Origin of the sequence: Nostoc sp. C117 (assembly GCF_043099735.1) — a bacterium.
Lineage (GTDB): Bacteria > Cyanobacteriota > Cyanobacteriia > Cyanobacteriales > Nostocaceae > Nostoc.
In genome coordinates this window covers 2518466-2541423 of sequence record NZ_CP170991.1, presented here as the reverse complement: position 1 = coordinate 2541423, position 22958 = coordinate 2518466, and the positions used below count along the sequence as shown (strand labels likewise).

22 protein-coding genes are annotated in these 22958 nt (G+C 40.9%); 13 read left to right on the top strand and 9 right to left on the bottom strand.

All coding sequences use genetic code 11. The features are described 5' to 3' along the window. Positions 1 to 24 precede the first annotated feature (24 nt). Both ppk1 and ACFG4S_RS11465 read left to right on the top strand, forming a co-directional pair. Positions 25 to 2205: a polyphosphate kinase 1 gene (ppk1, locus tag ACFG4S_RS11470; RefSeq protein ID WP_392534915.1), complete on the top strand. Its 2181-nt coding sequence runs from the start codon at positions 25 to 27 to the stop codon at positions 2203 to 2205. 191 nt (positions 2206 to 2396) lie between these two features. Next, the gene (locus ACFG4S_RS11465; RefSeq protein WP_392534914.1) at positions 2397 to 2813 is read left to right on the top strand and encodes a response regulator transcription factor; all 417 of its coding nucleotides are present in this window, start codon (positions 2397 to 2399) and stop codon (positions 2811 to 2813) included. Positions 2814 to 2965: 152 nt separating this feature from the next. Here the strand turns inward: ACFG4S_RS11465 and ACFG4S_RS11460 are convergent, their stop codons facing one another. Next, on the bottom strand, positions 2966 to 3145 hold the full coding sequence (locus ACFG4S_RS11460) for a hypothetical protein (RefSeq protein WP_392534913.1): 180 nt from the start codon (positions 3143 to 3145) through the stop codon (positions 2966 to 2968). A 245-nt stretch (positions 3146 to 3390) separates the two neighbouring features. Here ACFG4S_RS11460 and ACFG4S_RS11455 point away from each other — a divergent pair, with 245 nt between their 5' ends. Further along, on the top strand, positions 3391 to 3960 hold the full coding sequence (locus ACFG4S_RS11455; protein WP_392534912.1) for a DUF2854 domain-containing protein: 570 nt from the start codon (positions 3391 to 3393) through the stop codon (positions 3958 to 3960). Positions 3961 to 4112: 152 nt separating this feature from the next. Here ACFG4S_RS11455 and ACFG4S_RS11450 read toward each other — a convergent pair whose 3' ends face one another. Then, positions 4113 to 4373, bottom strand: coding sequence for a chlororespiratory reduction protein 7 (locus ACFG4S_RS11450; RefSeq protein WP_392534911.1), 261 nt, complete (start codon positions 4371 to 4373; stop codon positions 4113 to 4115). A 561-nt stretch (positions 4374 to 4934) separates the two neighbouring features. Between ACFG4S_RS11450 and ACFG4S_RS11445 the strand changes: the two genes are divergently transcribed. Together ACFG4S_RS11445 and ACFG4S_RS11440 are read left to right on the top strand one after the other, a co-directional pair. Continuing rightward, on the top strand, positions 4935 to 5135 hold the full coding sequence (locus ACFG4S_RS11445; protein ID WP_392534910.1) for a hypothetical protein: 201 nt from the start codon (positions 4935 to 4937) through the stop codon (positions 5133 to 5135). Then, the gene (locus ACFG4S_RS11440; protein ID WP_392534909.1) at positions 5123 to 6148 is read left to right on the top strand and encodes a diguanylate cyclase domain-containing protein; all 1026 of its coding nucleotides are present in this window, start codon (positions 5123 to 5125) and stop codon (positions 6146 to 6148) included. The genes ACFG4S_RS11445 and ACFG4S_RS11440 overlap by 13 nt, the downstream gene beginning before the upstream one ends. Here ACFG4S_RS11440 and ACFG4S_RS11435 read toward each other — a convergent pair. Both ACFG4S_RS11435 and ACFG4S_RS11430 read right to left on the bottom strand, forming a co-directional pair. Next, entirely contained in the window at positions 6145 to 6342 is a 198-nt protein-coding gene (locus ACFG4S_RS11435; protein WP_392534908.1) for a hypothetical protein, read from the bottom strand. The two genes, ACFG4S_RS11440 and ACFG4S_RS11435, sit on opposite strands and share 4 nt — an antisense overlap. 16 nt (positions 6343 to 6358) lie before the next feature. Beyond that, on the bottom strand, positions 6359 to 7564 hold the full coding sequence (locus ACFG4S_RS11430) for a histidine kinase (protein ID WP_392534907.1): 1206 nt from the start codon (positions 7562 to 7564) through the stop codon (positions 6359 to 6361). Between the two features lie 1410 nt (positions 7565 to 8974). Here ACFG4S_RS11430 and ACFG4S_RS11425 point away from each other — a divergent pair. From ACFG4S_RS11425 to menB, 3 genes are all read left to right on the top strand, one after another. Beyond that, the gene (locus tag ACFG4S_RS11425) at positions 8975 to 10381 is read left to right on the top strand and encodes an S-layer homology domain-containing protein (protein ID WP_392534906.1); all 1407 of its coding nucleotides are present in this window, start codon (positions 8975 to 8977) and stop codon (positions 10379 to 10381) included. Positions 10382 to 10573: 192 nt separating this feature from the next. Next, positions 10574 to 11608: an SGNH/GDSL hydrolase family protein gene (locus tag ACFG4S_RS11420; RefSeq protein WP_392534905.1), complete on the top strand. Its 1035-nt coding sequence runs from the start codon at positions 10574 to 10576 to the stop codon at positions 11606 to 11608. 207 nt (positions 11609 to 11815) lie between these two features. After that, entirely contained in the window at positions 11816 to 12649 is an 834-nt protein-coding gene (menB, locus tag ACFG4S_RS11415; RefSeq protein ID WP_392534904.1) for a 1,4-dihydroxy-2-naphthoyl-CoA synthase, read from the top strand. Between the two features lie 555 nt (positions 12650 to 13204). Here menB and ACFG4S_RS11410 read toward each other — a convergent pair. After that, positions 13205 to 13543 (bottom strand): hypothetical protein, encoded by a 339-nt coding sequence (locus ACFG4S_RS11410; RefSeq protein WP_392534903.1) that lies wholly within the window; start codon positions 13541 to 13543, stop codon positions 13205 to 13207. A 633-nt stretch (positions 13544 to 14176) separates the two neighbouring features. After that, positions 14177 to 14716 carry a DUF721 domain-containing protein gene (locus tag ACFG4S_RS11405; RefSeq protein WP_392534902.1) on the bottom strand — a complete coding sequence of 180 codons (540 nt, stop codon included), beginning with the start codon at positions 14714 to 14716 and terminating at the stop codon, positions 14177 to 14179. Positions 14717 to 15073: 357 nt separating this feature from the next. Here ACFG4S_RS11405 and ACFG4S_RS11400 point away from each other — a divergent pair, with 357 nt between their 5' ends. From ACFG4S_RS11400 to ACFG4S_RS11390, 3 genes are all read left to right on the top strand, one after another. Continuing rightward, positions 15074 to 16414: a hypothetical protein gene (locus ACFG4S_RS11400; protein WP_392534901.1), complete on the top strand. Its 1341-nt coding sequence runs from the start codon at positions 15074 to 15076 to the stop codon at positions 16412 to 16414. Positions 16415 to 16696: 282 nt separating this feature from the next. Continuing rightward, positions 16697 to 17452, top strand: a complete 756-nt coding sequence (locus ACFG4S_RS11395; protein ID WP_392534900.1) for a PspA/IM30 family protein — start codon at positions 16697 to 16699, stop codon at positions 17450 to 17452. A 164-nt stretch (positions 17453 to 17616) separates the two neighbouring features. Beyond that, complete coding sequence (locus ACFG4S_RS11390) at positions 17617 to 18405, top strand: PspA/IM30 family protein (RefSeq protein WP_392534899.1); 789 nt, start codon at positions 17617 to 17619, stop codon at positions 18403 to 18405. A 150-nt stretch (positions 18406 to 18555) separates the two neighbouring features. On the opposite strand, the gene ACFG4S_RS11385 is transcribed toward ACFG4S_RS11390, so the two are convergent. Further along, positions 18556 to 18975 (bottom strand): heavy metal-responsive transcriptional regulator, encoded by a 420-nt coding sequence (locus ACFG4S_RS11385; protein WP_392534898.1) that lies wholly within the window; start codon positions 18973 to 18975, stop codon positions 18556 to 18558. Between the two features lie 335 nt (positions 18976 to 19310). Between ACFG4S_RS11385 and ACFG4S_RS11380 the strand changes: the two genes are divergently transcribed. Further along, positions 19311 to 20402 (top strand): Rieske 2Fe-2S domain-containing protein, encoded by a 1092-nt coding sequence (locus ACFG4S_RS11380; RefSeq protein ID WP_392534897.1) that lies wholly within the window; start codon positions 19311 to 19313, stop codon positions 20400 to 20402. Positions 20403 to 20792: 390 nt separating this feature from the next. Here the strand turns inward: ACFG4S_RS11380 and ACFG4S_RS11375 are convergent, their stop codons facing one another. Both ACFG4S_RS11375 and ACFG4S_RS11370 read right to left on the bottom strand, forming a co-directional pair. Continuing rightward, entirely contained in the window at positions 20793 to 21833 is a 1041-nt protein-coding gene (locus ACFG4S_RS11375; protein ID WP_392534896.1) for a caspase domain-containing protein, read from the bottom strand. 11 nt (positions 21834 to 21844) lie between these two features. After that, positions 21845 to 22099 carry a hypothetical protein gene (locus ACFG4S_RS11370; RefSeq protein WP_392534895.1) on the bottom strand — a complete coding sequence of 85 codons (255 nt, stop codon included), beginning with the start codon at positions 22097 to 22099 and terminating at the stop codon, positions 21845 to 21847. Positions 22100 to 22536: 437 nt separating this feature from the next. On the opposite strand from ACFG4S_RS11370, the gene ACFG4S_RS11365 reads away from it, so the two are divergent. After that, complete coding sequence (locus ACFG4S_RS11365) at positions 22537 to 22923, top strand: hypothetical protein (protein ID WP_392534894.1); 387 nt, start codon at positions 22537 to 22539, stop codon at positions 22921 to 22923. Positions 22924 to 22958 lie beyond the last annotated feature (35 nt).

Here is a 22958-nt window from a genome sequence, read left to right as displayed (position 1 = left end):
ACATTTGCCTGCCCTTAAGTTGTTATGGCGAAATCTAAAAAAAGCACTACCCCTATCAATCTCAGCGATCCACAATATTATCTTAACCGAGAGTTAAGCTGGTTGGAATTTAATGGCAGGGTATTACATGAAGCCTGTGACGCTCGCACCCCCCTTCTAGAACGCCTGAAATTTTTAGCTATTTTCACTTCTAATTTAGATGAGTTTTTTATGGTGCGGGTTGCTGGTTTAAAGCAACAAGTAGAGGCAAAAGTCAGTCTGTTAACTCCTGATGGTCGCACGCCACAACAACAGTTAGACGATATTCGGTCTACCCTAATTCCCCAGCTAAAGAAACAGCACCAACATTTTGAGCAAGTACTTCGCCCTCTGTTAGCAAATCACGGCATCCATATTCTGAATTATATAGATTTAAATCAGACACAGCGGAATCATCTTAACAGTTATTTTGACGAACATATTTTTCCCGTTTTGACTCCTCTGGCTGTCGATCCGAGTCATCCCTTTCCTTTTATTTCTAATCTCAGTCTGAATTTGGCAGTTGTGGTCAAAAACCCAGATAACGAAGAAGAATTTTTTGCCAGAGTTAAAGTACCTAATGTTCTACCACGATTTTTACCGTTACCGCCTGAGTTGGGAACCCAAGATCCGGAAAAACCTACACACTGGGTTGGGGTACCTTTAGAACAAGCGATCGCTCATAATTTAGAATCCCTATTTCCAGGGATGAATATTCAAGAATATCATCCGTTCCGCATCACCCGTGACAATGATTTGGTATTAGAAGAAGATGAAGCAGATGATTTATTATTAGCGATCGAACAAGAACTGCGAAAACGGCGGCTAGGTGGAAGTCCAGTCCGGCTAGAAATTCAATCCCAGACTCCTGAAGTGGTGCGATCGCGCTTATTGCAAGATTTAGAATTAGCAGAAAGCGATCTTTACGAAGTAGATGGTCTTTTAGGACTGCGAGATTTAATGTATTTTATGTCCTTACCACTACCAGAACTTAAAGATCCACCACGTCAATCGGTTGTGCCATCTCGCCTACAACGACTCAGAGAACCGAGTTTAAGCCCAGATGTACTGGAAACGGACGAAGGAAAAGACTTTTTTGCTGTGATTCGGGAAAAGGATTTGTTAGTACACCATCCCTATCAATCTTTTTCCGCCTCAGTGGTGCGCTTTATTACCCATGCTGCCTATGACTCGAATGTGTTAGCGATCAAGATGACTCTTTACCGGACTTCTGGTGACTCACCCATAGTCAACGCTTTAATCGCTGCCGCTGAAAATGGTAAGCAGGTATCTGTACTGGTGGAATTAAAGGCGCGGTTTGATGAAGAAAATAATATTTATTGGGCAAAAAGACTAGAAAGAGTTGGGGTTCATGTTGTCTATGGTCTAGTGGGGCTGAAAACCCATAGTAAAACCGTCATGGTGGTACGGCGGGAAAAAGATCGGATACGTCGTTATGTACATATTGGGACTGGTAATTATAACCCAAAAACCGCACGGCTGTATACAGATTTAGGATTGTTTAGCTGTCGTGAAGAATTGGGTGCTGACATTACAGATTTATTTAATTTCCTGACAGGATACTCACTGCAAAAATCTTATCGAGAGTTGCTGGTTGCACCTGTGAATATGCGCGATCGCTTTTTGGCACTAATTCGCCGCGAAATTGAAAATGTTCAAAATGGTTTTTCTGGGCGGATTGTTGCCAAAATGAATTCCCTAGTCGATCCGGAAATTATCGCCACTTTATATGAAGCTTCTCGCGCCGGAGTGCAAATCGATTTAATTGTTAGAGGGGTTTGCTGTTTGCGTCCTGGACTCAAAGAGATTAGTGAAAACATTCATATAATAAGCATTGTCGGTCGCTTTCTAGAACACTCTCGGATTTTTTATTTTCATAACAACACACAGGAGGAAATCTATATTGGTAGTGCCGACTGGATGCGCCGCAATTTAGATCGGCGAGTGGAAGTAATTACGCCTATCAAAGACCCAGACATTGCTAAAGATTTGCAAGAAATTCTGGGAATTATGCTTGCAGATAATCGCCAAGCGTGGGATTTACAAGCTGATGGCAGCTACATTCAACGCCGTCCTTATGATGATTCTCCAGAAGCTCATTCACAAAAAATTCTAATGAATATGGCATTACGTTCAACTGGTGTAGCTTCAAACCTGATTGATTAAAAAATAAATTTCCCATATCTTGACAACTAGCTAAACTTAGGTTTTTTTAGAAAACTTTAATTTTTTAAAAAGCTCTCTAAGCTGTTTGTCATAAGTTCATACAAATTATTCAACCATAGGATAGAGTAAGTTCTGGGACTTATTCTCATAAACTAAAGGGGTCATTATAAATAATTTTGTTTTTCCCCTCAATGTTAATGTTATCCTGTGAGCTTTCTACCTTGCGTCTTCTAATAGTTGATGACCATGAACTTACTCGTTTAACCTTACAATTGGTTTTTTCATGTCAAGAAAACATTGAAGTAGTAGGTTTAGCCAGTAATGGTCAAGAAGCTATAGAAATGGTTAAACTTTGGCAGCCTGATGTCATTGTTCTAGACTTACAGATGCCAGTCATGGATGGGTGGAGTGCATCTAGTCACATTAAAGCTATATCTCCCAAGACTCAAATCCTTGCTTACTCTTCAGTAGAAGATGTAAATGTTTATGAGACAAAAATAATGTCTAGCTTTGATGATGTTTGCAAAAAAGATGTATCCACTACCGAACTTATTGCTTTGGTTAGGAAGTTAGGTCAGCGTGCAGGAAATTCTTCAGTGACAGGGTGAATGATAATGTACTGCTTTACCAACCCAGAAGTAGGCCAATTTTGGGGATTTGAGGACATTATCCCATCGATAAACGGCGGTATAGCCTGACATTTAGGGTTATACCGACGCAGTTTTTCATCGTTTCTACTCTAGTGTTAAGTCTGGCTTAACTAAATTTCTGTTTCCGGAATGGTGCGTCTAAATTCATCAATTAACTCATCTAGTTCTTCCAAAGCCTGATTTACATCAATTCTCAAAGTTCCCAGGTTTGGTTGCTCCAGTAGCCTCAGCAAGTAATCGCGCTTACTTTGCACTAGGACAATTCGTTCTTTTATAGTCTGTAAATCCATTATTTTTTCCACACTTTAACTACATTTAAGTTTAAACTTAACTCAAAATCCGAGATTCTGTAACACTAAGTAAGTCAATCTAATTAGACATAAAACATTCAGGAGATAAATTCCCGACTTGTCTCAAGAGTAGGGAATCAACCGTTGTATTTATCTATACTGGTTGCTTAGTGGCTTCGGCTAATTCTCTTTCCTAATTTGTTACTCATAGCCGATGATAATAAAACTAATACTAATCTAAGCTCATGCTACGCCAAATCTCTTTGGGAACACTCGGTTTAACTATCGGTGGTATATTAACCATCATTGGCTTCGTCGCCTATGCTGCTGATAATGCGACACTAAATCTTGTCGGATTTTTTTACGGGATTCCTCTATTATTGGGGGGACTGGCACTCAGAGCTAATGAAATCAAGCCAATACCCTTTACCCAACCTACGTCACCATCAATATTAATCCTCCGCCAGCAGCAAGCAACTGTAACTCAAAATAAAATCCGCAAAGACATCACCCGATATTGCTATGGTCAAGATGCTCATCTAGATACAACACTTTCTTTCTTGGGTTTGAGTCCCAGTGATGAAGAACGACCAACAGTTACAGGATTGAGAGAAACAGAAGTCAATGGAAACTATGCTCTAATTTTAGAATTTGATTCCCCTCTAATATCAATTGACCAATGGCAAAAAAAGCAAGAAAAAATGACCAATTATTTTGGTCCGGGAGTAGAACTTCAAATAACGCAGCCATCTGAAAATAAAATTGAATTAGCGTTGATAAATAGTCAAAAAGAGTCCATAGTTAGTAGTCAATAAATAAAAATTATTGCTACCTAGACTCCGTATGATGGTCATGAAGAAGTGAAAAGATTCTCATCTTTTTACTTCTGGTTTTTATATTTTCAGTTCCCAGTACCCAGCCTTGACTCCTTCGTTGACTTCTTTTGCTGTTAACTACTGACCAAAGATTATTTTTCCAGACGAACTGCATACCACTGCAAATATTGTCCAGGACCAATATCTAATTCGCAGGTGGTATCGAGTAAATATTGTGCTTGAGCTTCTACACGATGAAACTGTTGCAAGTCAGGTGGCAAATCTTGCATTTTGAGTTGTCCGAGAGTTTTTTTGAGTTTTTCTAATAACTCTAATGCTGTGAAAAATTGTTCGGGTTGATTTGTTTCTAGAACAACAAAATTATCCTGCTGATACATGAGTGGGTTTGGCATTTTTCAGATTTAGTGAATTTAGATAGGTTTTGATTTGTTCTGCAAAATTTTTTTGACTGTTTCTGGGTAAAAAAAATGGGTTTGTCTATTCATTGTAAAATAATTAAAAATCTTAGTTTTTAAAAAAATTAATAGTTTATTAGTCTTTATGTAATTTTAATTAAATATACTAGAATAATTCAAAATAACAATTTTTAGTGAATTTATTAAGGTTGATTGACTAGATAATCAAGCTTTCTACCTTGTTTAAGAGCAATGTTAAGTAATTATACTAAAACTCCACAACCCTTCCCCAATAGACTCAATGGTTTGAAGCTAAGCAATATTAGCATTTTATATATATTAGCTATCTTATAAGTGCAGTTTAGCAATTGGTTTGTCTTTGTTGGTTAGTTTATAAACTAACCACAGAATTAAATAATTAAGGTGTGGATTTACAATTCTCAAAAAAATTGTAATTTAACTTTAATAATGGGGAAATATAACAGTAACATTTCCTCCCGTAATCATAGCCTAACAGAAAGGTAATAATTGCCTTCGCATTCCAATTATAGATTGTCTATGCAACTTAGTTCTCTAGCCCTTGCTTGGCTCAATAACATTGAACAGTCTATTCTCAAAAAACAGTTGATTGTCAAGCTAGACACACCCTTGCCACAAATGCTGGCAGTAGTCAAAAAAGCGATCGCCCCCATGCGATCAAGTTGCTCAGCCTTTTTCAGGATAGTCCCGCAAGTAGAACGCAACTCATGTCAGGCATAAGCCCATTTTCTCTTTCTAAGCAACCGCCACTAATTCTTGTAGCCGATGATGACAAGACCATTCGAGTGTTGTTGCGTAAAGCTATGGAACAAGAAGGTTATCGAGTGGTCGAGGTCAATGATGGTAAGCAATGTTTAGATGCTTACGAGACTATAAAACCAGATATAGTTTTGCTAGATGCTGTGATGCCTGTGATGGATGGTTTTACCTGCTGTAAGCACTTGCTTCAGATTGCCAGAAATAATTTGATCTCAGCACTTGCAAGCTTTGATAGCGACTCTGCCCTTGGGAATACTGTTATTTCCAAGATATGGGAGCGCACTCCTATATTAATGATCACATGCCTGGACGATGAAGAATCTGTAGACCGTGCTTTTGAGGCAGGAGCAACTGATTACGTTACGAAGCCAATTCACTGGCCTGTATTGCGCCAGCGTTTGCGCCGACTGCTACAACAAGCACAAGTATACAAACAGTTAGAGGCGGCAAACCAAGCTTTGCAACACCTCGCCAATGTAGATGGCTTAACTGAGTTACCAAATCGTCGCCGCTTTGACGATTATCTTAATACTCAGTGGATCAATTTAGCACAGGAGGGATGTCCCCTGTCACTAATTTTGTGTGATATCGACTATTTTAAATTTTATAACGATAAATATGGACATCCTGCTGGGGATGTCTGTTTACAAAAGGTGGGTGCGGTCTTAAGCCTGAAGGCGCAAAAACACCAGGATTTAGTAGCACGTTATGGTGGCGAAGAATTTGCTGTGATTATGCCATACACCCATACATCTGGTGCAATCCACGTTGCTGCTATGATGCAAGCAGCAGTCAGAGATTTGCAAATTGTTCATGATGGTTCTGCGGTGAGTCAGTATGTCACCCTAAGTATGGGTGTGGCGACTGTCGTTCCCACTTGGGAATCTTCACCTTCAGATTTGATTGTGCTGGCAGATAAAGCACTCTATCAAGCAAAAGCAGGAGGACGCGATCGCTTTATTTCAAGTTATTAGTTGTCATTTTGGCATTGGGCGTTAGGAGTTCTGTTAGCGATAGCGGGGCGTTTAGCCCGTGCTGAGTTAGGAGTTTTGTGTCTCCCTTGTCCCCCTTGTCCCCCTTGTCCCCCTTGTTCCCATCTCCCCATACTTCGGCTACTTCGGCTTTGCGGTAGTTGAGCGTAGTCGAAACTCAGTACAAGTCTCCCCATACCCAATACCCAATAACTAAGAAGGATAAACTGGCAATGTGAAGTGAAACCATGCTCCATTGTTGGGGGCAGAATCCACCCAAATTTGGCCATAATGTGCCAGGATGATGCGCTGGCATAAACAAAGACCAATGCCGTAACCTTCTGTAGCTTCATCCCGTTGCAAGCGGAAGTGGTTTTCAAAGATTCGATCGCGATTCTCTACAGGAATCCCAGGCCCGGTATCACCAATACTGAACTGAACTTTTTGGGTAGTGCGGTGTAATCCGGCGATGCTGATCTTGCCACCTTTTGGTGTATATTTGATGGCATTATCCAACAGATTTATTAGTACTTGGCGTATGCGTTCTGGGTCAGCATACACGTATGGCAAGTCTTTAGGAATATCTGTTTCCACCTCTTGGGATTTGTTGGTGTAGCGATCGCGCAATTCTTCTATTACATCTAGGCACAGTTTTCCTAACTGTACTTTTTGTGGTATTATGGGTATCTCTGTATCTTGGCCGCGACCTACCTGCAAAAGGTCGGCAATCATCCGATCGATAATCTTAGTTTGGCCGCGGGCCTGTTTTAATAAGTGCGCCGTCATGGATGGTTTTAGACGCTGAAATTCACCTGTGTCTACATTGTAGTTAGATTGGAGAGTTTCTATGGCGATCGCCGCAGCAGTTAGCGGATTGCGGAGGTCGTGTGCCAGCATAGCAATCACCCGGTCTTTAAACTGTAGCTGCTCTTGGAGGTTCTCTTTTTCTTGTTTCAAACGAAAAATTTCGTCTGACAGGCGAATGAGTTCAGCAGAAACTGCAACGGAACGAATAGTAGACTTAGATGATGTCACTCTACCATTGTCTTCTATACGTTCTTGTAAGTCTTCCTGCAATTTTAAGTAGACGTCTATCGCCGCTTGCCAACGAGGCCACCAGTTTTTCAATTGCGCTATTATATTACTTCCAGCTAGAATCTGTCGTGGTTCTGGATGGATTTTGATTAAAGCTGGCGTTGCTACCAGTTTAAAGTGTTCTGCCAAGTAAGGTTGTTGTCCAACATCAATAAGTTCTAGTTCAAAACTATACTCAGCCTCCAATTCTTTTAAGTAAGCGCGTATTCGCTGCACTTGTTGTCGGGACTTGGGGCGTCCATCAACAAAGAGTAGTAGCTGGAGTGGAGCCTCAGAATAAATAGGCTGATCCTGGGAAACTTGCATGTAATCGTGTTTCAGCACTGGTAACAACCTGGCGACGCTTTACAGAAAGTAAAATAAACTAACGGTTGTCGGTGGTTGTTGTTGTTTCTTCAATTTAATATCTATTTTAGATTTTTGATACTTCTATCAGATCTGCGTTTTTGACATAGGGTATATCTTTTTGAGCCTTTTGCCTTGTTTTGGCTAACTTGATGTCCAAGAAACACTCTTGCTCTTGAATATAAGTCTTAATTTGCCTTGAATCAAAATTTTTCGCCAGAGACAGCAGGTAAAAGCTTTGATATTATGTCAAATTGGGTGGTGCAACAGCATATCGATTTGAGTAATCGCTTTGAATAAGCGATGTCTACGACGGGCTACGCCTACGCACGACCAAATGCAGATGCTAATTGTATCCGATCTATCAGGTAGCTGTTAACTGTTTAAACCAAGTGTGTAGAAGGTTTGATCAACCACCAGTACATTCGACAAAGTATCTTTTATGACGTTATCGAATCATTAATACGGTTGGGAAACAGTTATATTTAATTACTACCTCCATAATTTGCGAAGCGCAGGTTGTTACGGCTCTTCCTAAAAGAACAACTCCCTTATTCTAGAAGAATATGGGTATGGGGTTGGCTTTTGGAAAGCTTTGGATAACATACGAGCGATAGCACTTTTAGAGGAAGCACTCACTGCTTTCGAGGCTGCCAAGATATCTTGACTACAGTACAAGTAGCACTCTTCCTAGAAAATCAATTTTAGAGATACTAGGGAAACTGCTGCGACACTTGACTGTTTTGGCTATGACCCCGCCCCCAAGAACTACAAACTTACGCGAAGTTCCTGGAATTGCTCAACACTGGTCTTGTTCACAGATTCCATTATTCAGCTTACCATCGTCAGATGAATAATTTTCAGTATCCATTTTAAACCAGCGTTAGCCAATTTGATTTATTCCCCTCTTTTGGTGAGGCTAGGGGGCTTTATTCATAGTTTATCACTTCAGTTGCTTGGCGATCGCATTAATAAGCGTGTATTTGGGCGTAGCCTAAAGCTTTTGGTCGTTACACGGTCATTTGGTGAGTTATCAATCAGTTATCTGGTTTGCCAATCAAAAATCTCGATAAGCACCAGAAAATTTGAGTCTTAAAATCATAAAACTTTTCTCTGGTGACTATTCTGGATTTTTTTTCCCAAAATGTTAGTTTTGCAGAATTTTAGGGAAATCTATAAATAAGCATGGGAATTATCAAAACCTAATGGCTGTAAAACAAAGACAACACGGTAGCTTCTGCTACCGTTTACTAATTTTTTGAGACATTATCATGGCGCTAGGCGCGGTACTGGGGATTAGGCAAGAGTTTCTCCAGTACCGATACCCAATCCCCATTTAATTAACAGTTTGCGCTAGGGTAGGAACTGAAACTCAATTTGTGATTTCCTGTGCTTCCCTGTAAACGTCCAGCTGTATTTCTAATTTGGGCTGTTCTACTCACTTCGTTAACAGCCTGTGCTAACAGTCCAGTCGCCAAAAACCTTGAGGAATCTTTGGCGGCAGATCCTAAGTTGCAAACCAATCCAGTTGTCTTTGGAGAATCTCAGGGTAACCAACCGCAAGCACAGCAGAATCAATCAACAGTTCAGTTACCAGCGGATTTTCCCAAAGACATAGTATACTCCAATGCCAAATTAGAGGGAGTTACACCTGCTAGTAGTTCAGAAAACACGGTCTCAACTCGTTGGTTGAGTTCTGACCCTAGCAACTTTATTGCTAGCTTTTATCGCAGTCAGTTTCAAAAAAATAACTGGCAGATTTTGCAACAGCCAACAGATGATGCATTAGGTGTCTTTGAAGCACGTCGTGACAATTTGCTATTAAAAGTTTCCATTCAGCCAAAATCAGTTACTAACGCCACACCTAATCAACCCCAAACGGCTACTGAATTACTGATTGAGTACGTACCAAATAGTAGTACAGCAACGGCACAACCTACTCCAACTGCAAATCCAAACCAAACTAGTAATAGCATTCCCCAACCAGGAGATGCAAAGTTTATTGGTCCTGTACCAACCCAAAACTTGGCAACACAGCTACCAAGCACGGCTAATAACCAAACAGTGCCTACAGCTACACCTGAATCTCAAACATTCAACGATGTAAATAAGGCACCTCAAGAATGGCGACAACACATCCAAGACTTGGCTGCATTAGGTGTTTTGTCCATAGAACCACAGACAACTAAGAGCAATTCTGTTGCCACAACTAACCAATTTGAACCCGCTAAAATCGTTACACGTCGAGAATATGCTCGTTGGCTAATTGCTGCTAACAATGCTATGTATACTAGCTATCCAGCTAAGCAAATTCGCTTAGCATCAGAAAATACTCAAGCAGCTTTTAGTGATGTGTCTTCTAAAGATCCTGATTTTTCAGCAATTCAGGGATTAGCTGAGGCTGGGTTAATTCCCAGTCCTTTGTCTGGAGATTCTACAGCTGTTGTATTTCGTCCTGATGCACCCCTAACGCGGGAGGCATTATTGCTGTGGAAATTACCCCTAGATACTCGCCAAGCTTTACCCTCTGCTAACTTCGAGGCGGTCAAACAAACCTGGGGTTTTCAAGATGCAGCGCGAATCGACTCTAAGGCTTTGAGAGCAGTGTTGGCTGATTTTCAGAATGGAGAGCAATCAAATATTCGGCGGGTATTTGGCTATACAACCCTATTTCAACCCAAAAAACCAGTAACTCGCGCTGAAGCGGCTACGGTTTTGTGGTACTTTGGCACTGAAGGGGAGGGTGTATCAGCAACTGAGGCTTTGAAGTTAAAGCGATCGCAAGCACAAAACTAGGCAATTTCTCTCTTTAAGGATCAAAAATTTGCTATTTCTTTGTAATCTAGCTAATTTTTATCAAGAAAATGTAATTCTAAGTATTTACAGCGTTTTTATCCGTATTCGATGAATTTTTGAGGCATATTTAGGTAATATAACGTAAATCCATTTCTTGGAAATAACCTCAAAAAGACTACGGGTCAAATAAGTATGAAAAAACAAGTTGTAGCGGCGGGATTTGTTCTGTTCTCTTTTATGTTATCTCCTAAAGCAAGTGCTGCAAGTTTTAGCAACTTTTTTGTATTTGGTGACAGCCTTTCTGATACGGGTAACGTTTTCGCTGCTACTGGTGGTTTAATCGATCCGACAACAGCCTTTCCCAAAAACCCGCCTTATTTTCAAGGCCGTTTTTCTAATAATCGAGTCTGGGTGGACTACCTTGGAAATGAGCTAGGATTAAAGCCCACCCCATACTTGATTTCCAACCCCGCAATTCCCAACCAAGGTCTTAATTTTGCTGTTGGCGGTGCTAGTTCTGGTCAAGGTAATGCTGTTGTTCCTAGCGCACCCTTACCCGGAGTTTTGCGGCAAGTTGGCTTATTGACTCAACCCGTCGTACAAGCTAATCAAAAGCTCGATCCAAATGCCCTCTATGCAGTATGGGGAGGTGCAAATGATTACGTGTTTGGTCAGGCTACCAATGCAACTCAAACAGTCAAAAATTTATCAGATGCGATCGGCTTACTTGCCTCATCTGGGGCAAAAAATATTTTAGTATTTAACTTGCCTGATTTGGGCAAAATTCCCTTGGCACTCGCTACAGGCCAATCAAATAACTTAACTGCCTTGACAAATGACCATAACCAAAAATTAGCAGAGGAACTGGACAAATTTAGCAATAATCCTAACCTCAATTTGATTTCTGTGGATGTGTCTTCTGTATTTAATCAAATTCAAGCAAATCCAGGGGAATTTGGATTTAAAAATGTGACTAGCCCCTGCGTAGTCGGGAATTTTCAGACAATTATTAGTGTATGCTCTCAACCAAATGATTATTTGTTTTTTGATTCTGTGCATCCAACAACAAATGCTCATAAGTTAATAGCAGATGCTGCATTGGCCGCTATTGAGGCTAAATCCGTTCCTGAACCTGCGATTAACTTGGGAATTTTAGCACTTACTGCTTTTGGGGCGATGGGCACACTGAAGTGTCAACAAAAAAGGTCAGCACTGGTGTCAAAATAATTCGTAATCGATCGTGACGCTCGTTTTCTGGGAGATGCTACGCGAACGTAACTAGTGCAATTCGTAATTATATTCCTCAACAGCCAGACAATTACCAGATTGTAAAGGCTTGAGATGGCAATTTTAACGTAGGCGTAGACTACCGTAGGTATCGCTTGTCCCTACGTCCGCGATAAAATTCTCAAGCACAACGCGCACTCCATACCAATGCAAATCAACTGGGAAACTGCCAAAACCTACGAAGACATCCTGTATCAAAAAACTGATGGTATTGCGAAAATCACCATCAACCGTCCCCATAAACGCAATGCTTTCCGTCCGGAAACAGTCTTTGAACTGTACGACGCTTTCTGTAATGCTCGTGAAGATACTACTATTGGTGTTGTCCTATTTACAGGCTACGGTCCACACACTGATGGCAAATATGCCTTCTGTTCTGGTGGCGACCAGAGTGTGCGCGGACATGCTGGTTATGTGGATGATACTGGCATTCCCCGTTTGAATGTACTGGATTTACAACGCTTGATTCGTTCCATGCCGAAAGTAGTGATTGCTTTGGTAGCTGGATATGCGATCGGTGGTGGACATGTTTTACACTTAATTTGTGACCTTACCATCGCCGCTGATAACGCCATTTTCGGACAGACTGGCCCAAAAGTTGGCAGTTTTGACGGTGGTTTTGGAGCCAGCTATCTTGCCCGCATTGTAGGGCAAAAAAAAGCACGAGAAATTTGGTTTCTTTGCCGCCAATATGATGCAAAACAAGCCCTAGAAATGGGCTTAATTAATTGCGTCGTTCCAGTGGAACAACTAGAAGCCGAAGGTATTCAATGGGCAAAGGAGATTTTAGAAAAAAGCCCGATCGCAATTCGCTGTCTTAAAGCCGCATTCAATGCTGATTGTGACGGACAAGCTGGTTTACAAGAACTTGCTGGTAATGCGACTCTACTGTATTACATGACAGAAGAGGGGTCTGAAGGCAAACAAGCCTTTCTCGAAAAACGTCCACCAGATTTTCGGTCTTTTCCTTGGCTACCTTAGAATTGAAAAAATCGCATCTCACTAAAGGGTGCGATTTTTTGTAGATATCAACTTTTGCAGCAGTTATGTACTCCTAGATTGATTGCAAACACTACAGTTTAGGCTTCTCAGCCGAGCCGGCTATTGCTTAAGAGGCGATGAGCTTTATTAAAGAGACGGAATGCCCTGCTGCCTGTAGTTATTAATTTTAATTTAGATTTGTTTGTTTCCTCCATATCCTGCTTCCTCTCTACGAGACGCTGAGCGATCGCTTTCCTATTGGTTAGAGGACTTTCGTCAACTCACGCGCAATTCGTGTCATCACCTGACTTTCGGGTAGGTGAGAGGCTTGTTGCTGATTAAGGTAAAAATCTTAAAAACAAATCTTATTTTAAGCAGACTAGGAACTCAGTTCATTGACACTCTCAGATCTAAAGAGACTGATAGTTTATCAATGAAAAATATTTGTTTTCTCTGTACTTAGGTACTTTGTTATTAACTAGATGATTTTCCGATCAATGACTCTTGTTAAAGTCCCAGGAGTCGATTATGTCTAAGCCCTGAAGGGACTGAGTTTTATAGTGACCAGGTGTTGCTTGTTGCCACAACCACTGCTTTAGTCTTTACCTGTTCAGAGATAGAGGCAGTTATTTCCTCTAGAGGGACAAGAGTAGCATTATCTAAATCTGACGCTAAAGATTGAGGGCATGTTAAAGCTGGAGCTGCATCTGGCAAAATCCAAGCATCTTCTAAGGTTTCCCAAGAAGGTGCAAAAGGTGGCAGTGCTAAAGAGCAAGCTTTCCAAGTTGCTTGAACTGGCGCTCCTAATTGCTGGCACATCCCGCCACGGCGTCCTTCTGGCTGGTAATGACGGCAATATCTACAGGCAGATGCTAAAAATTTAATAGGTTTCATTTTGGTTCATCTTTAGCGCCGTTATCGGCTGAATTTCACCCTTATATTTTGCTTCTATATATAAAGACGGAGAAGAACCAAAAAGTCATTATTTTCTCTAGGTTTCAGCGATCCCAAGGGAAAAATAAACTTCAGGATATTTTTATAATCTTGTTATATATTTAAATAATTTTTATAGTGGTTACCTATGAATTTGGTCTAAAACTTATTAGGGATCAAGAGTAAAAGTAAAGATTTTGATTTATTCAGCCTTTTAACTTTCTCCTTAAGGATAGTTTCAGGCAGAGAATTTTAGAGAAATAGTCTGCTTTAATACCACATTCGGCAGATTTGAGTAGTAAAATATGTTTTTTCTCAAGATTCAGAATTACTCTATGTGGTTACAGCAAGTGACTTCAGAATAAACTCTGCTTAACTAAATAGACCTCTTGCAAAAGTGCTTTTTGCACCCTCGTGGGAAAAGGGAAAAGGGAAAAGGTTAAAGGGGAAGGGGAAAATATAAAACCTTTACCCTTTCCCCCGCCCCTTATCCCCCTTCTTGGGACCCCACCTTCCCCTTTTCCCGACTTCTGCAAGAAGTCTAATAATTACTAAACTAATTTTGCTTTTAATTTAAGTCAGTCTCGACTTGCTTCAAAACTGCTTGGAAGCACAGATAGAACAGACAGTCCAGCGGTGGAGTTCGCCTGGTGGAGTGGGACATTGACATTGAGGACAAAGGGGTAAGTCATGCGATCGCGATCGTACTATCTTAGTCCAATACCCAAAAGCAGCATTCACATCCTGAGTAGGTGTAATATTAAGGCGATTAATCTCATCACCAAGGTAACTGGGATGCTCATGAGGCGAAATCCTTTGTTGCTGTTTTCTCTCCACAGATGGATTCTGCCAACTAGCAGTAGAGAAGCGAATATCCACTAAAGGCGTTGGCAGCTTTTTATTCAACTTTAAAAGCAGAGATGTACGACTAAAAGTCAGATTTTGCGCCCAAGCAGCACTAGAAGTTGCAACCCACAAAACATCGCGCTGAATTGACAATGGTCGAGTATGTGCGGCAATTACTGAACCAACAACTTCTGCCCAACACTTTAACAGGCGTTGAAATGGTTGCTCTTGCCATTTAGCCTGCTTTTCCAGAACGCCTAAAATATCATTAAGTGATTTCAACGACATGATTAAAATTGCTGAGTGGGGCGATCGGGGAAACTAGGGAGAAAGAAACAACTAAGCTGTTATGCATTTAACTTGTACATTTACCTGATGAGCGTTGACTGATGACTGATAACTGTCAACCGTCATCAAGAGTCTTTATATAATTTAGATCCATATCAGCTTAATGCTCCATACACAATCATCTATTCAGATAATTTTCGCTACTATTGTCACAAATATATTTCAAGTTAATTCCAGCAGTCCATATTTGAGGTACAGAGGCAATAACAAAAACATAAAAGGATACATAGTACCTAAGGCTATTTACGGTTATTATTAATTTTAAATTTTCAATTCTGAATTCGGAGCAATAACGATATGACTCAAAACCCCCTGAATGATTCTGGTACTCAATTGTCTAAAACACCTAGCTTGAAACCAGCGCTAGCGGCAGCACTAGCGAGTTTAGAGGTGCCACTAGATCAAGAATTAGCTCGATATCGACGTATGCGAACTGGTTCGGTTTCCTCGAACCCTGCTCGTGTCGGGAGTTACATCAATAGTCAACCACAGCAGTTCACAGGTGTTTCTACAACATCAGGCACAACTACGCCATCAGCTGCGGAAATTAAAATAAATCTACCACCTGCACCACTACTTTTGAATCCTCAGCTAACTCCTGCCCCATCTGCGATCAAAATTGATGAACCATCGATATCTGTACCTGTAAGTCCTCAGGGGAAATCAGAAACAGCTACGGTTAAAACTGAGGACGTGAATAATCTTAATAATGTGGTGTCCACATTTGATTCTGCTAAAAGCCAAACTCAACTTCCACCACCACCACCCAACTTTAGTAGCAGCATTGTACCAGCAATCGTTAAAGATACTAAGAGCGAAAATCTTGTGCAGCCGGATAATACATTTAAGCAGCCAGATGACTATTTAGAATCTAGTGAAGCCCTGCTGCGAAGTCTGACAGAAGAACAACCAGAAACTAAAAAGCCAAGCAATTATAGTGACAGTCTACTATCACCTTTGGGTATTGGCTCGATGTTGCTGCTTTTGATGGCAAGTCTTACCTTGGGTTATGTGCTGTTCAATCCTAAAAGCTTGTCACAGTGGAATTTAGCCAAGTTGTTTAATAGTAACTCCTCTGCCGCACCAGAAAATCCTCAGGAAGTTGCAAGTAATGTCCAACCTCAAATTCAGCCACCAAGTACATCTATACCCAAATATCCCAATCTAGCTGCCGAAGAGTTTCCTGAAGTGAGAGATCCCAACGATTTAGTTGGCTTAAAACCCAAAGTCCAACCAAGCCTTCCAGTAGTAACAAATCCAGTCGTTCCCCAAAACCCCGCCGCAAATCCTCAAGCAGCATTGCCTGAACCTATCACACCCCTAAAACCTGCAGATCCGATCGCTCTTGCGCCAGTACCAACGGTAAAAACCTTACCTCCTCTGAATTTGTCCAACACTCCCAAGGCAAAAGCCTCGCCTAAGCCAAATGCAGAAATTAAACCATCAACAGATGGGTTCTATCACATAGTGATAGACAATCAAGGACAAGTTTTAGCCTCAGCACGGCAAGTAGTTCCCGATGCTTATTTATCATCTGACAAACAATTGATTTTTCTCGGTGCTTTTAAAACTAAAGAACAAGTACAACAACAGATGAAATTATTACAGGCCAAAGGAATAAAAGCACGAGTTCAATAGCCATGAGTCGCAAAAATCTACGATACGATGAGATAGCAGTCAGTAATGAGTGCTGAGTGAGGAGTGAGGAGTGCTGAGTATTAAGAATTTTCGTAGTAGGGTAGTTATCGAGTGCTAAGTACGCACTTAGGCTCTTCTGTATAAGAATTTTTGTAGTAAGTCGTAAACAACCAAGATTTTATCTCTACTACTCACCACTCATAACTCAGCACGGGCTAAACCTTAGCTATCCGCTAACAGCACTCAAGAATCAGCACTCAGTTTCGTGAATGGAGAGCCGAGATGGAGTTAATCAAACGTATCGTGCGGGTGATTCGCGCTAACCTCAATAGTCTGATAAGCAGTGGAGAAGATCCAGAAAAGATTCTGGAGCAAACTGTGATGGAAATGCAGGAAAATCTGGTGCGGTTACGGCAGGGTGTTGCACAAGCGATCGCTACTCAAAAACGCACTGAACGACAAGCTGCTGCTGCCCAGTCCCAAACGGAAGAATGGTATCGCCGCGCCCAACTGGCACTGCAACAAGATAATGAACCCCTAGCTCGTGTTGCTTTGACTAAGCGTCAAGCTTATAAAGAAACCGCTACAGCCCTCTGCAACCAGATAGAACAGCAAAATGATATAGTAGCTAGGCTAAAAAAGGATATGCGATCGCTAGAGTTAAAAATTGCCGAGGCGAAAACTAAAAAAGATATGTATATTGCTCGCGCCCGTTCTGCCGAGGCGTCTTATCGTCTGCAAGAAATACTGGGCGGAGTTTCTGCTACCAGCAGCCTGAGTGCGTTTGAGCGTATGGAAGAAAAAGTTTTGCAGATTGAAGCTAAATCAGAAGCAATTGCTCAACTTAGTAGCAACGATCTGGAAACACAATTTACTTCCTTAGAATCTACTAATGATGTAGATGCCGAATTAGCAGCGATGAAGGTGCAGGTTTTAAATGAGGCAGAACAGATACAGCCCAACACTCGCCTCATAGAAGACAATCAGCTAACAGGCCAGCCTACCCAACAGCAGCTACCCAAAACACAAGACTCTTGAAGCTTGGTGAATTACCGCAGCTTCGAGATATCTTAACAATTAAGAGTTGTTGGGAGGTACGGATTCAAACCGGAAAGATTACATTGAAATAGGTAGCTATTAAAAAAGTAAAAAAGCTAACTGTTCAACAAACAGCGTAAACCAAAAGAAGGAAAAACAAAGTTATGGGATTATTCGATCGCATTAAGCGAGTAGTTAGTGCTAACCTCAACGACCTCGTTAACAAAGCCGAAGACCCCGAAAAAATGCTAGAGCAAGCCATCCTGGAAATGCAGGAAGACTTGGTGCAGTTGCGTCAGGGAGTAGCCCAGACAATCGCTGCCCAAAAACGCAGCGAGAAACAATACAATGATGCCCAAAATGAAATCAATAAGTGGCAACGCAATGCCCAACTTGCACTGCAAAAAGGTGACGAAAACCTAGCTCGACAAGCCTTAGAGCGCAAAAAGACTTATACTGAGACCAGTACTGCCCTCAAAGCTAGTTTAGATACCCAAAGTACTCAAGTTGAAACCCTCAAGCGCAACTTAATTCAGCTAGAAAGCAAAATTTCTGAGGCCAAAACCAAGAAAGAAATGCTCAAAGCTCGGATTACCACTGCCAAAGCCCAAGAGCAACTCCAAGGTATGGTGAGTGGGATGAATACTAGCAGTGCAATGGCTGCCTTCGAGCGGATGGAAGAAAAAGTCTTGATGCAAGAAGCGCGTGCCCAGTCAGCAGGAGAGTTAGCAGGAGCAGATTTAGAAACCCAATTTGCCCGATTGGAATCTGGTAGTGATGTTGATGATGAATTGGCAGCTTTGAAGGCGCAAATGCTACCACCTGCCACTCCAGTAAGTCAACCTCAACTATCCCCCCAACAGCCACCCCAGCAACAAACCACTGCTCCGAAGTCTAATGATGTGGTTGATAGCGAGTTGGAGTCCCTACGCAAGCAATTGGATCAAATGTAAAATTGGCAAAAAATTTATTTGAGCCAGTCCCACGCCTATTGGTTGTGGGATTTTACGTTTTTTGGGAATTTAAGAGTCTTGACTGTTGACTGTTAACTGAGAGTTATTATTCTCCCCTCTGCTCCTTTGCCCCTCCGCACCCTTGCTCCCTCATCTCGTGTTTTGTATGTTGCGACAAATTGTATCTTCGTCTTGGTCTTCCATATTCTTCCAGCCTGAAAGTAATCCTTTGATTTCAGAGCGTAAGGTTAATAATTGATCGATTTGGCGATCGATCTGCAAGAGCTTCTCTTCAAGCTTTTCTTTAATTTCACCACAGGGAGCTTGTCCTTGATCGTAGACCTGAAGAATATCTCCAATCTCTTCTAGGCTAAGGCCAAAGTTTTGTGCCCTTTTAATGAACGCTAGACGAGTCAGCACGTCTAACGAAAACTGGCGAAAGCCTCCTTCTGTTCGTCTTGATGATTTGATTAACCCTAAACTTTCGTAATAACGAATTGTTCGGATGGGAATTTTGCTTAAATTGGTTACCTGACCAATTAAAAGCAGTTTTTTATCCTGAGTTAACACGGTAGATTAACCAAAATTATGTAATCATTATTACATATTTTCTAAATATTAACTTTTCGGAGAATTTAGGAAAATTTAGCCCCAATTTCTCGAATTTTTATCTAATTAGAAATTATACTGAGTTTTTATTATTTAAATATCTCTTATGACTGAATAGCAGCTTATATCAGTTTCTATTCTATGGGCATAATTATGACATTTTTAACAGTAATTATTCAAAGTTTTATATCAATTTTGTTGGTTAATTAGTTCTCCAAGTACTGAAAGTCACTATTTATTTTTAGTTCCCATGCTACTTGTAGATTAACTGCTTCACTTCAAGTGAAACCCTAACAATGAATCTCAAATCGCAGACTTTTAGCTCAACCCGTAAACCTAAAAATTTTAATAATCCAGAGCGTTTTATTGAAGGATGGTATTGGGTAATACCCTCTCAAAATCTGCGGGTGGGTGAAGTAAAACCTGTCACGATTTTGGGCAGAGAACTAGTGATTTTTCGTGGTAAAGACAAAAGAGTAGTTACCTTTGATGCCTACTGTCCACATATGGGCGCTCACCTTGCTGAAGGCAAAGTTGAGGGTAATGGACTACGTTGTTTTTTCCACCACTGGAAATTTGATGGTGAAGGGATGTGTACTGATATCCCATGTTTAGATACGCCGCCTTCTTTGAAGCTACAATCTTGGCCAACTGCTGAAAAGTACGGGATGATTTGGGTTTGGACTGGAGAAATACCACAACAACCTCTACCTTTTATTCCAGAGTTAGAACAAAAAGAGTGTGATATTGCCATCAGTTCCCATTTCTTGATGAACTGTCATCCTAATGTGGTGATGATTAATGCGATCGATGCTCAGCATCTCAATACAGTTCATAAATTACCACTAGAAATTATCTTTGAAAGCCAGCAACTGAACGAAAATGCAATTATCTTCACCAACACTACACCCATCAAAGAAAGTTCTTTTTTTATTAAGCTCATCCGTCTTTTCTACAAAAATCCCATAACTTATAGTGTCTGCTATTGGTATGGCAGCATTGGCATTGTGACACTTGGCCCCGATTTTTTTCACATCCATACAATGTTTGCTGCGCGCCTCGATGCAGGAGGAAAAGCTGAAGGTCAGATTTTATTGATGGTTAAAAAACGTAAGGGGCTTTTTGGTGGGTTATGCAATCGAGTTGTGCTGTGGTTAACTAAGATTGCAGGTAAGTATTTTCTCATGGGAGACATCAAAGTTGTCCAAACTATTCAGTTTGATTTTAAAACCCCAATCAAGGCAGATCAGTCAATTATGCAGTTTATTAATCATGTTGAAAAACAGCAATCTCTAATGTGGGGTACTTGGGAAGAAACGCGATCGCGTGATGCTGAAGAAAGTAAGTTAAAGCGTGAAAAATGGCGAGATACAATGAGTAATGACTGAATATCAGGAGTTAGAATGGGCTACGCCCCGCTGCGCTAACAGGAGTCAGAATTCAGAAGCAACAAAAGCTTTATATCTGGCTTTCTTAATTGAGGTACAATTATACTTCATTTAGTTGCAAATCTTTGTAAGACTTAAATAAAAGTTAAAAGTGACTTTGTTAAACTTTTAACTTTTAATTTATTTTTTACTGGGCTACCATATAAATAAAAAGAAGTGGCAAAGCCACTTCCTAATTCCCAGGTAGAACCTAAGTTATGAGTATAACGACTACAAAAATTTGAAATAGTATAAACAAACACCAATTAGCTGAATATCTCTGTTTTCCTAGTTTTCTGAATTAGGAAATCTTGATTTAAATAAGGCAAATATACAGTTATTTGCTAACTTTCATAATTGCAATGCAGATTCAATTGTATCCAATTCATTTGCCAGGTCTGCTAATTTTGACTCTTCATCAAGAAGTTGCTGTTCTAATTGAAACTTAACTGCTGTACCAGCCTCAATTGCTAAATCTGCACGCATCCGCTTTACTTTCTCGCTGCGCCTGTCCCATTCCGGCTGAAGTGTATCTAGTCTCTGCTGTAGCCGCCTTCGCTTTCCAGCAGTTAAGCTAGTATATGAACTACTTTCAATAGTTGCTGTTTCACCAGATAAAAATTTACTTCCACCTGCGTAATAACAAAGGGCAAAATTATCGCCTAAATCCAGCACTTTATTTACAAATGGGTGTTGCGATCCTGAAGCTCTTTTTGGTACTTGGTCAAATAAGTAAATTAAAATATCAAGAATACGCGCATAACCATCTTTATTTACCGCTGCTTTACCTTGTAACGCTTCCAACAAGCAATCTGTAAAAGCACTGTAGGGGTGACCTGTGTAGGAATATTCATCTTCTCGTGACGAAGCAACCACAACTCGACCTTTTCCTGTTTCTAGCACATTTAACAGTTCAGCAGGTAAAGGTGATTTCACAAAAGTTTCCCCTGGTTCTTTCAAAGCGGGAACGCCAGCAGCATGACAGCAATCTAATAAAACTACGAGTTTACGTGCTGTAATCGCCTCAATCTTTTGGGTAAATTCTAAACCTGAGATAGCTGTGTCTGCGCGTTGACTGGGGTCATAACCGAATGGTACAAGGAAGTATTCATTGGTGCGCTGAATGCGTCCACCGTGACCTGAGTAGTAAATGATGACAGTCGCATCAGGATTTTGATTTACCTGCGCGATGATTTGTTCAAAAGCTGCGAGGATGTTTTGCCGAGTTGCAGAGGTTTCGGTTAGCAGTGTGACTTGTTCTGGTGGATAGGCGGCGCGGTTTGGATCAATCAGTATATCTCTTATAGCTGTTGCATCTTTAACTGTGACTGGTAAATCTGCACCTATGCCAATGAGTAATGCATAACCCTTGGTAAAACGTTGGTTTGTCATCCTTTATGCCATCATTCGCGGTTTTCTTCTCTGCCAAATAAGTGTTCTAAGATGCGTTGACTTTCTGTTCTCAACCCTCTAATTTCAGACATAATTACTTCAAAGTTCCGTTGAGATACTTCAAAGTTGTGCTGATGGACTTCAACTATCTGCACTAGTGAATTGACTGTTGAACGAAGTTCAGAAATCGCCACAGCATTTTCCCGTGCTAAAGTTGTGGTTTGGGCTAGAATTTCCTCAATTCTATCTAACCTATCTGTAGTCATATTTAAGAGATTTTCTGGTTTATTCCTCAATTTTACCGTAGCAGGAGCGATCGCCTGAGATGAACTTGTGAGGAGTGCGATGTCTATGAATGGGCTACGTTAGGCTTTTTCTTACAGCTATTTTCACGTAAACGAACCACGGCTTTTTTTATCACGCAGAGTCGCAGAGAGCAAGATGAGTGTGGTCTAAGTATATGAAAACTGCCGTAATTGTGATTATTGAGAGCGATCTGAGATGAACTTGTGAGGGCTGCGATGGCTATGAATGGGCTACGTCAGGCTTTTTCTTGATTGTGATTGATAAGAGCGATCGCCTTTTATACTTTAATAACGTGCAAAGAGGTGCAATGTCTACGACGGAGTGTTTGGTGACGCACTTTAGCTCACTAATATGGTAGTTTCAATAATTGGCGATCGCTAGCGTCCATAGTGAAAAAATGAGTCAAATTCAAGAGTTACATCAACAGGCAATGGATTTGGCAGAGATGGCACAGGTTGCTAAACTTAGAGGTGACTTGAATTCAGCTTCGCAATTATCCAAGGAAGCGTTTGAAAAAGAACGATTAGCGGCAGAATTAATCGCAGGTGATTTTGAGGCAGAACCAACCCGTTCTGTGTTGCATCGTAGCGCGGCAACTCTTGCAGTTGAATGTGGTGAAATTCACACAGCAGAGCGTTTAATTGCGATCGCTTTATCAGGAAATCCGCCGACTGAGATTGCTGAAGAACTCAAAGATTTATTTGTGCAAATAAACATTGATAAATATTTTGCACGTCGGGGTCTTGCATTTGATGAAGCAAAACTTCAAAGCTTCATGGGCTGAACTGTATTGGTGGATGGTGGGGCGATCGCTATCAA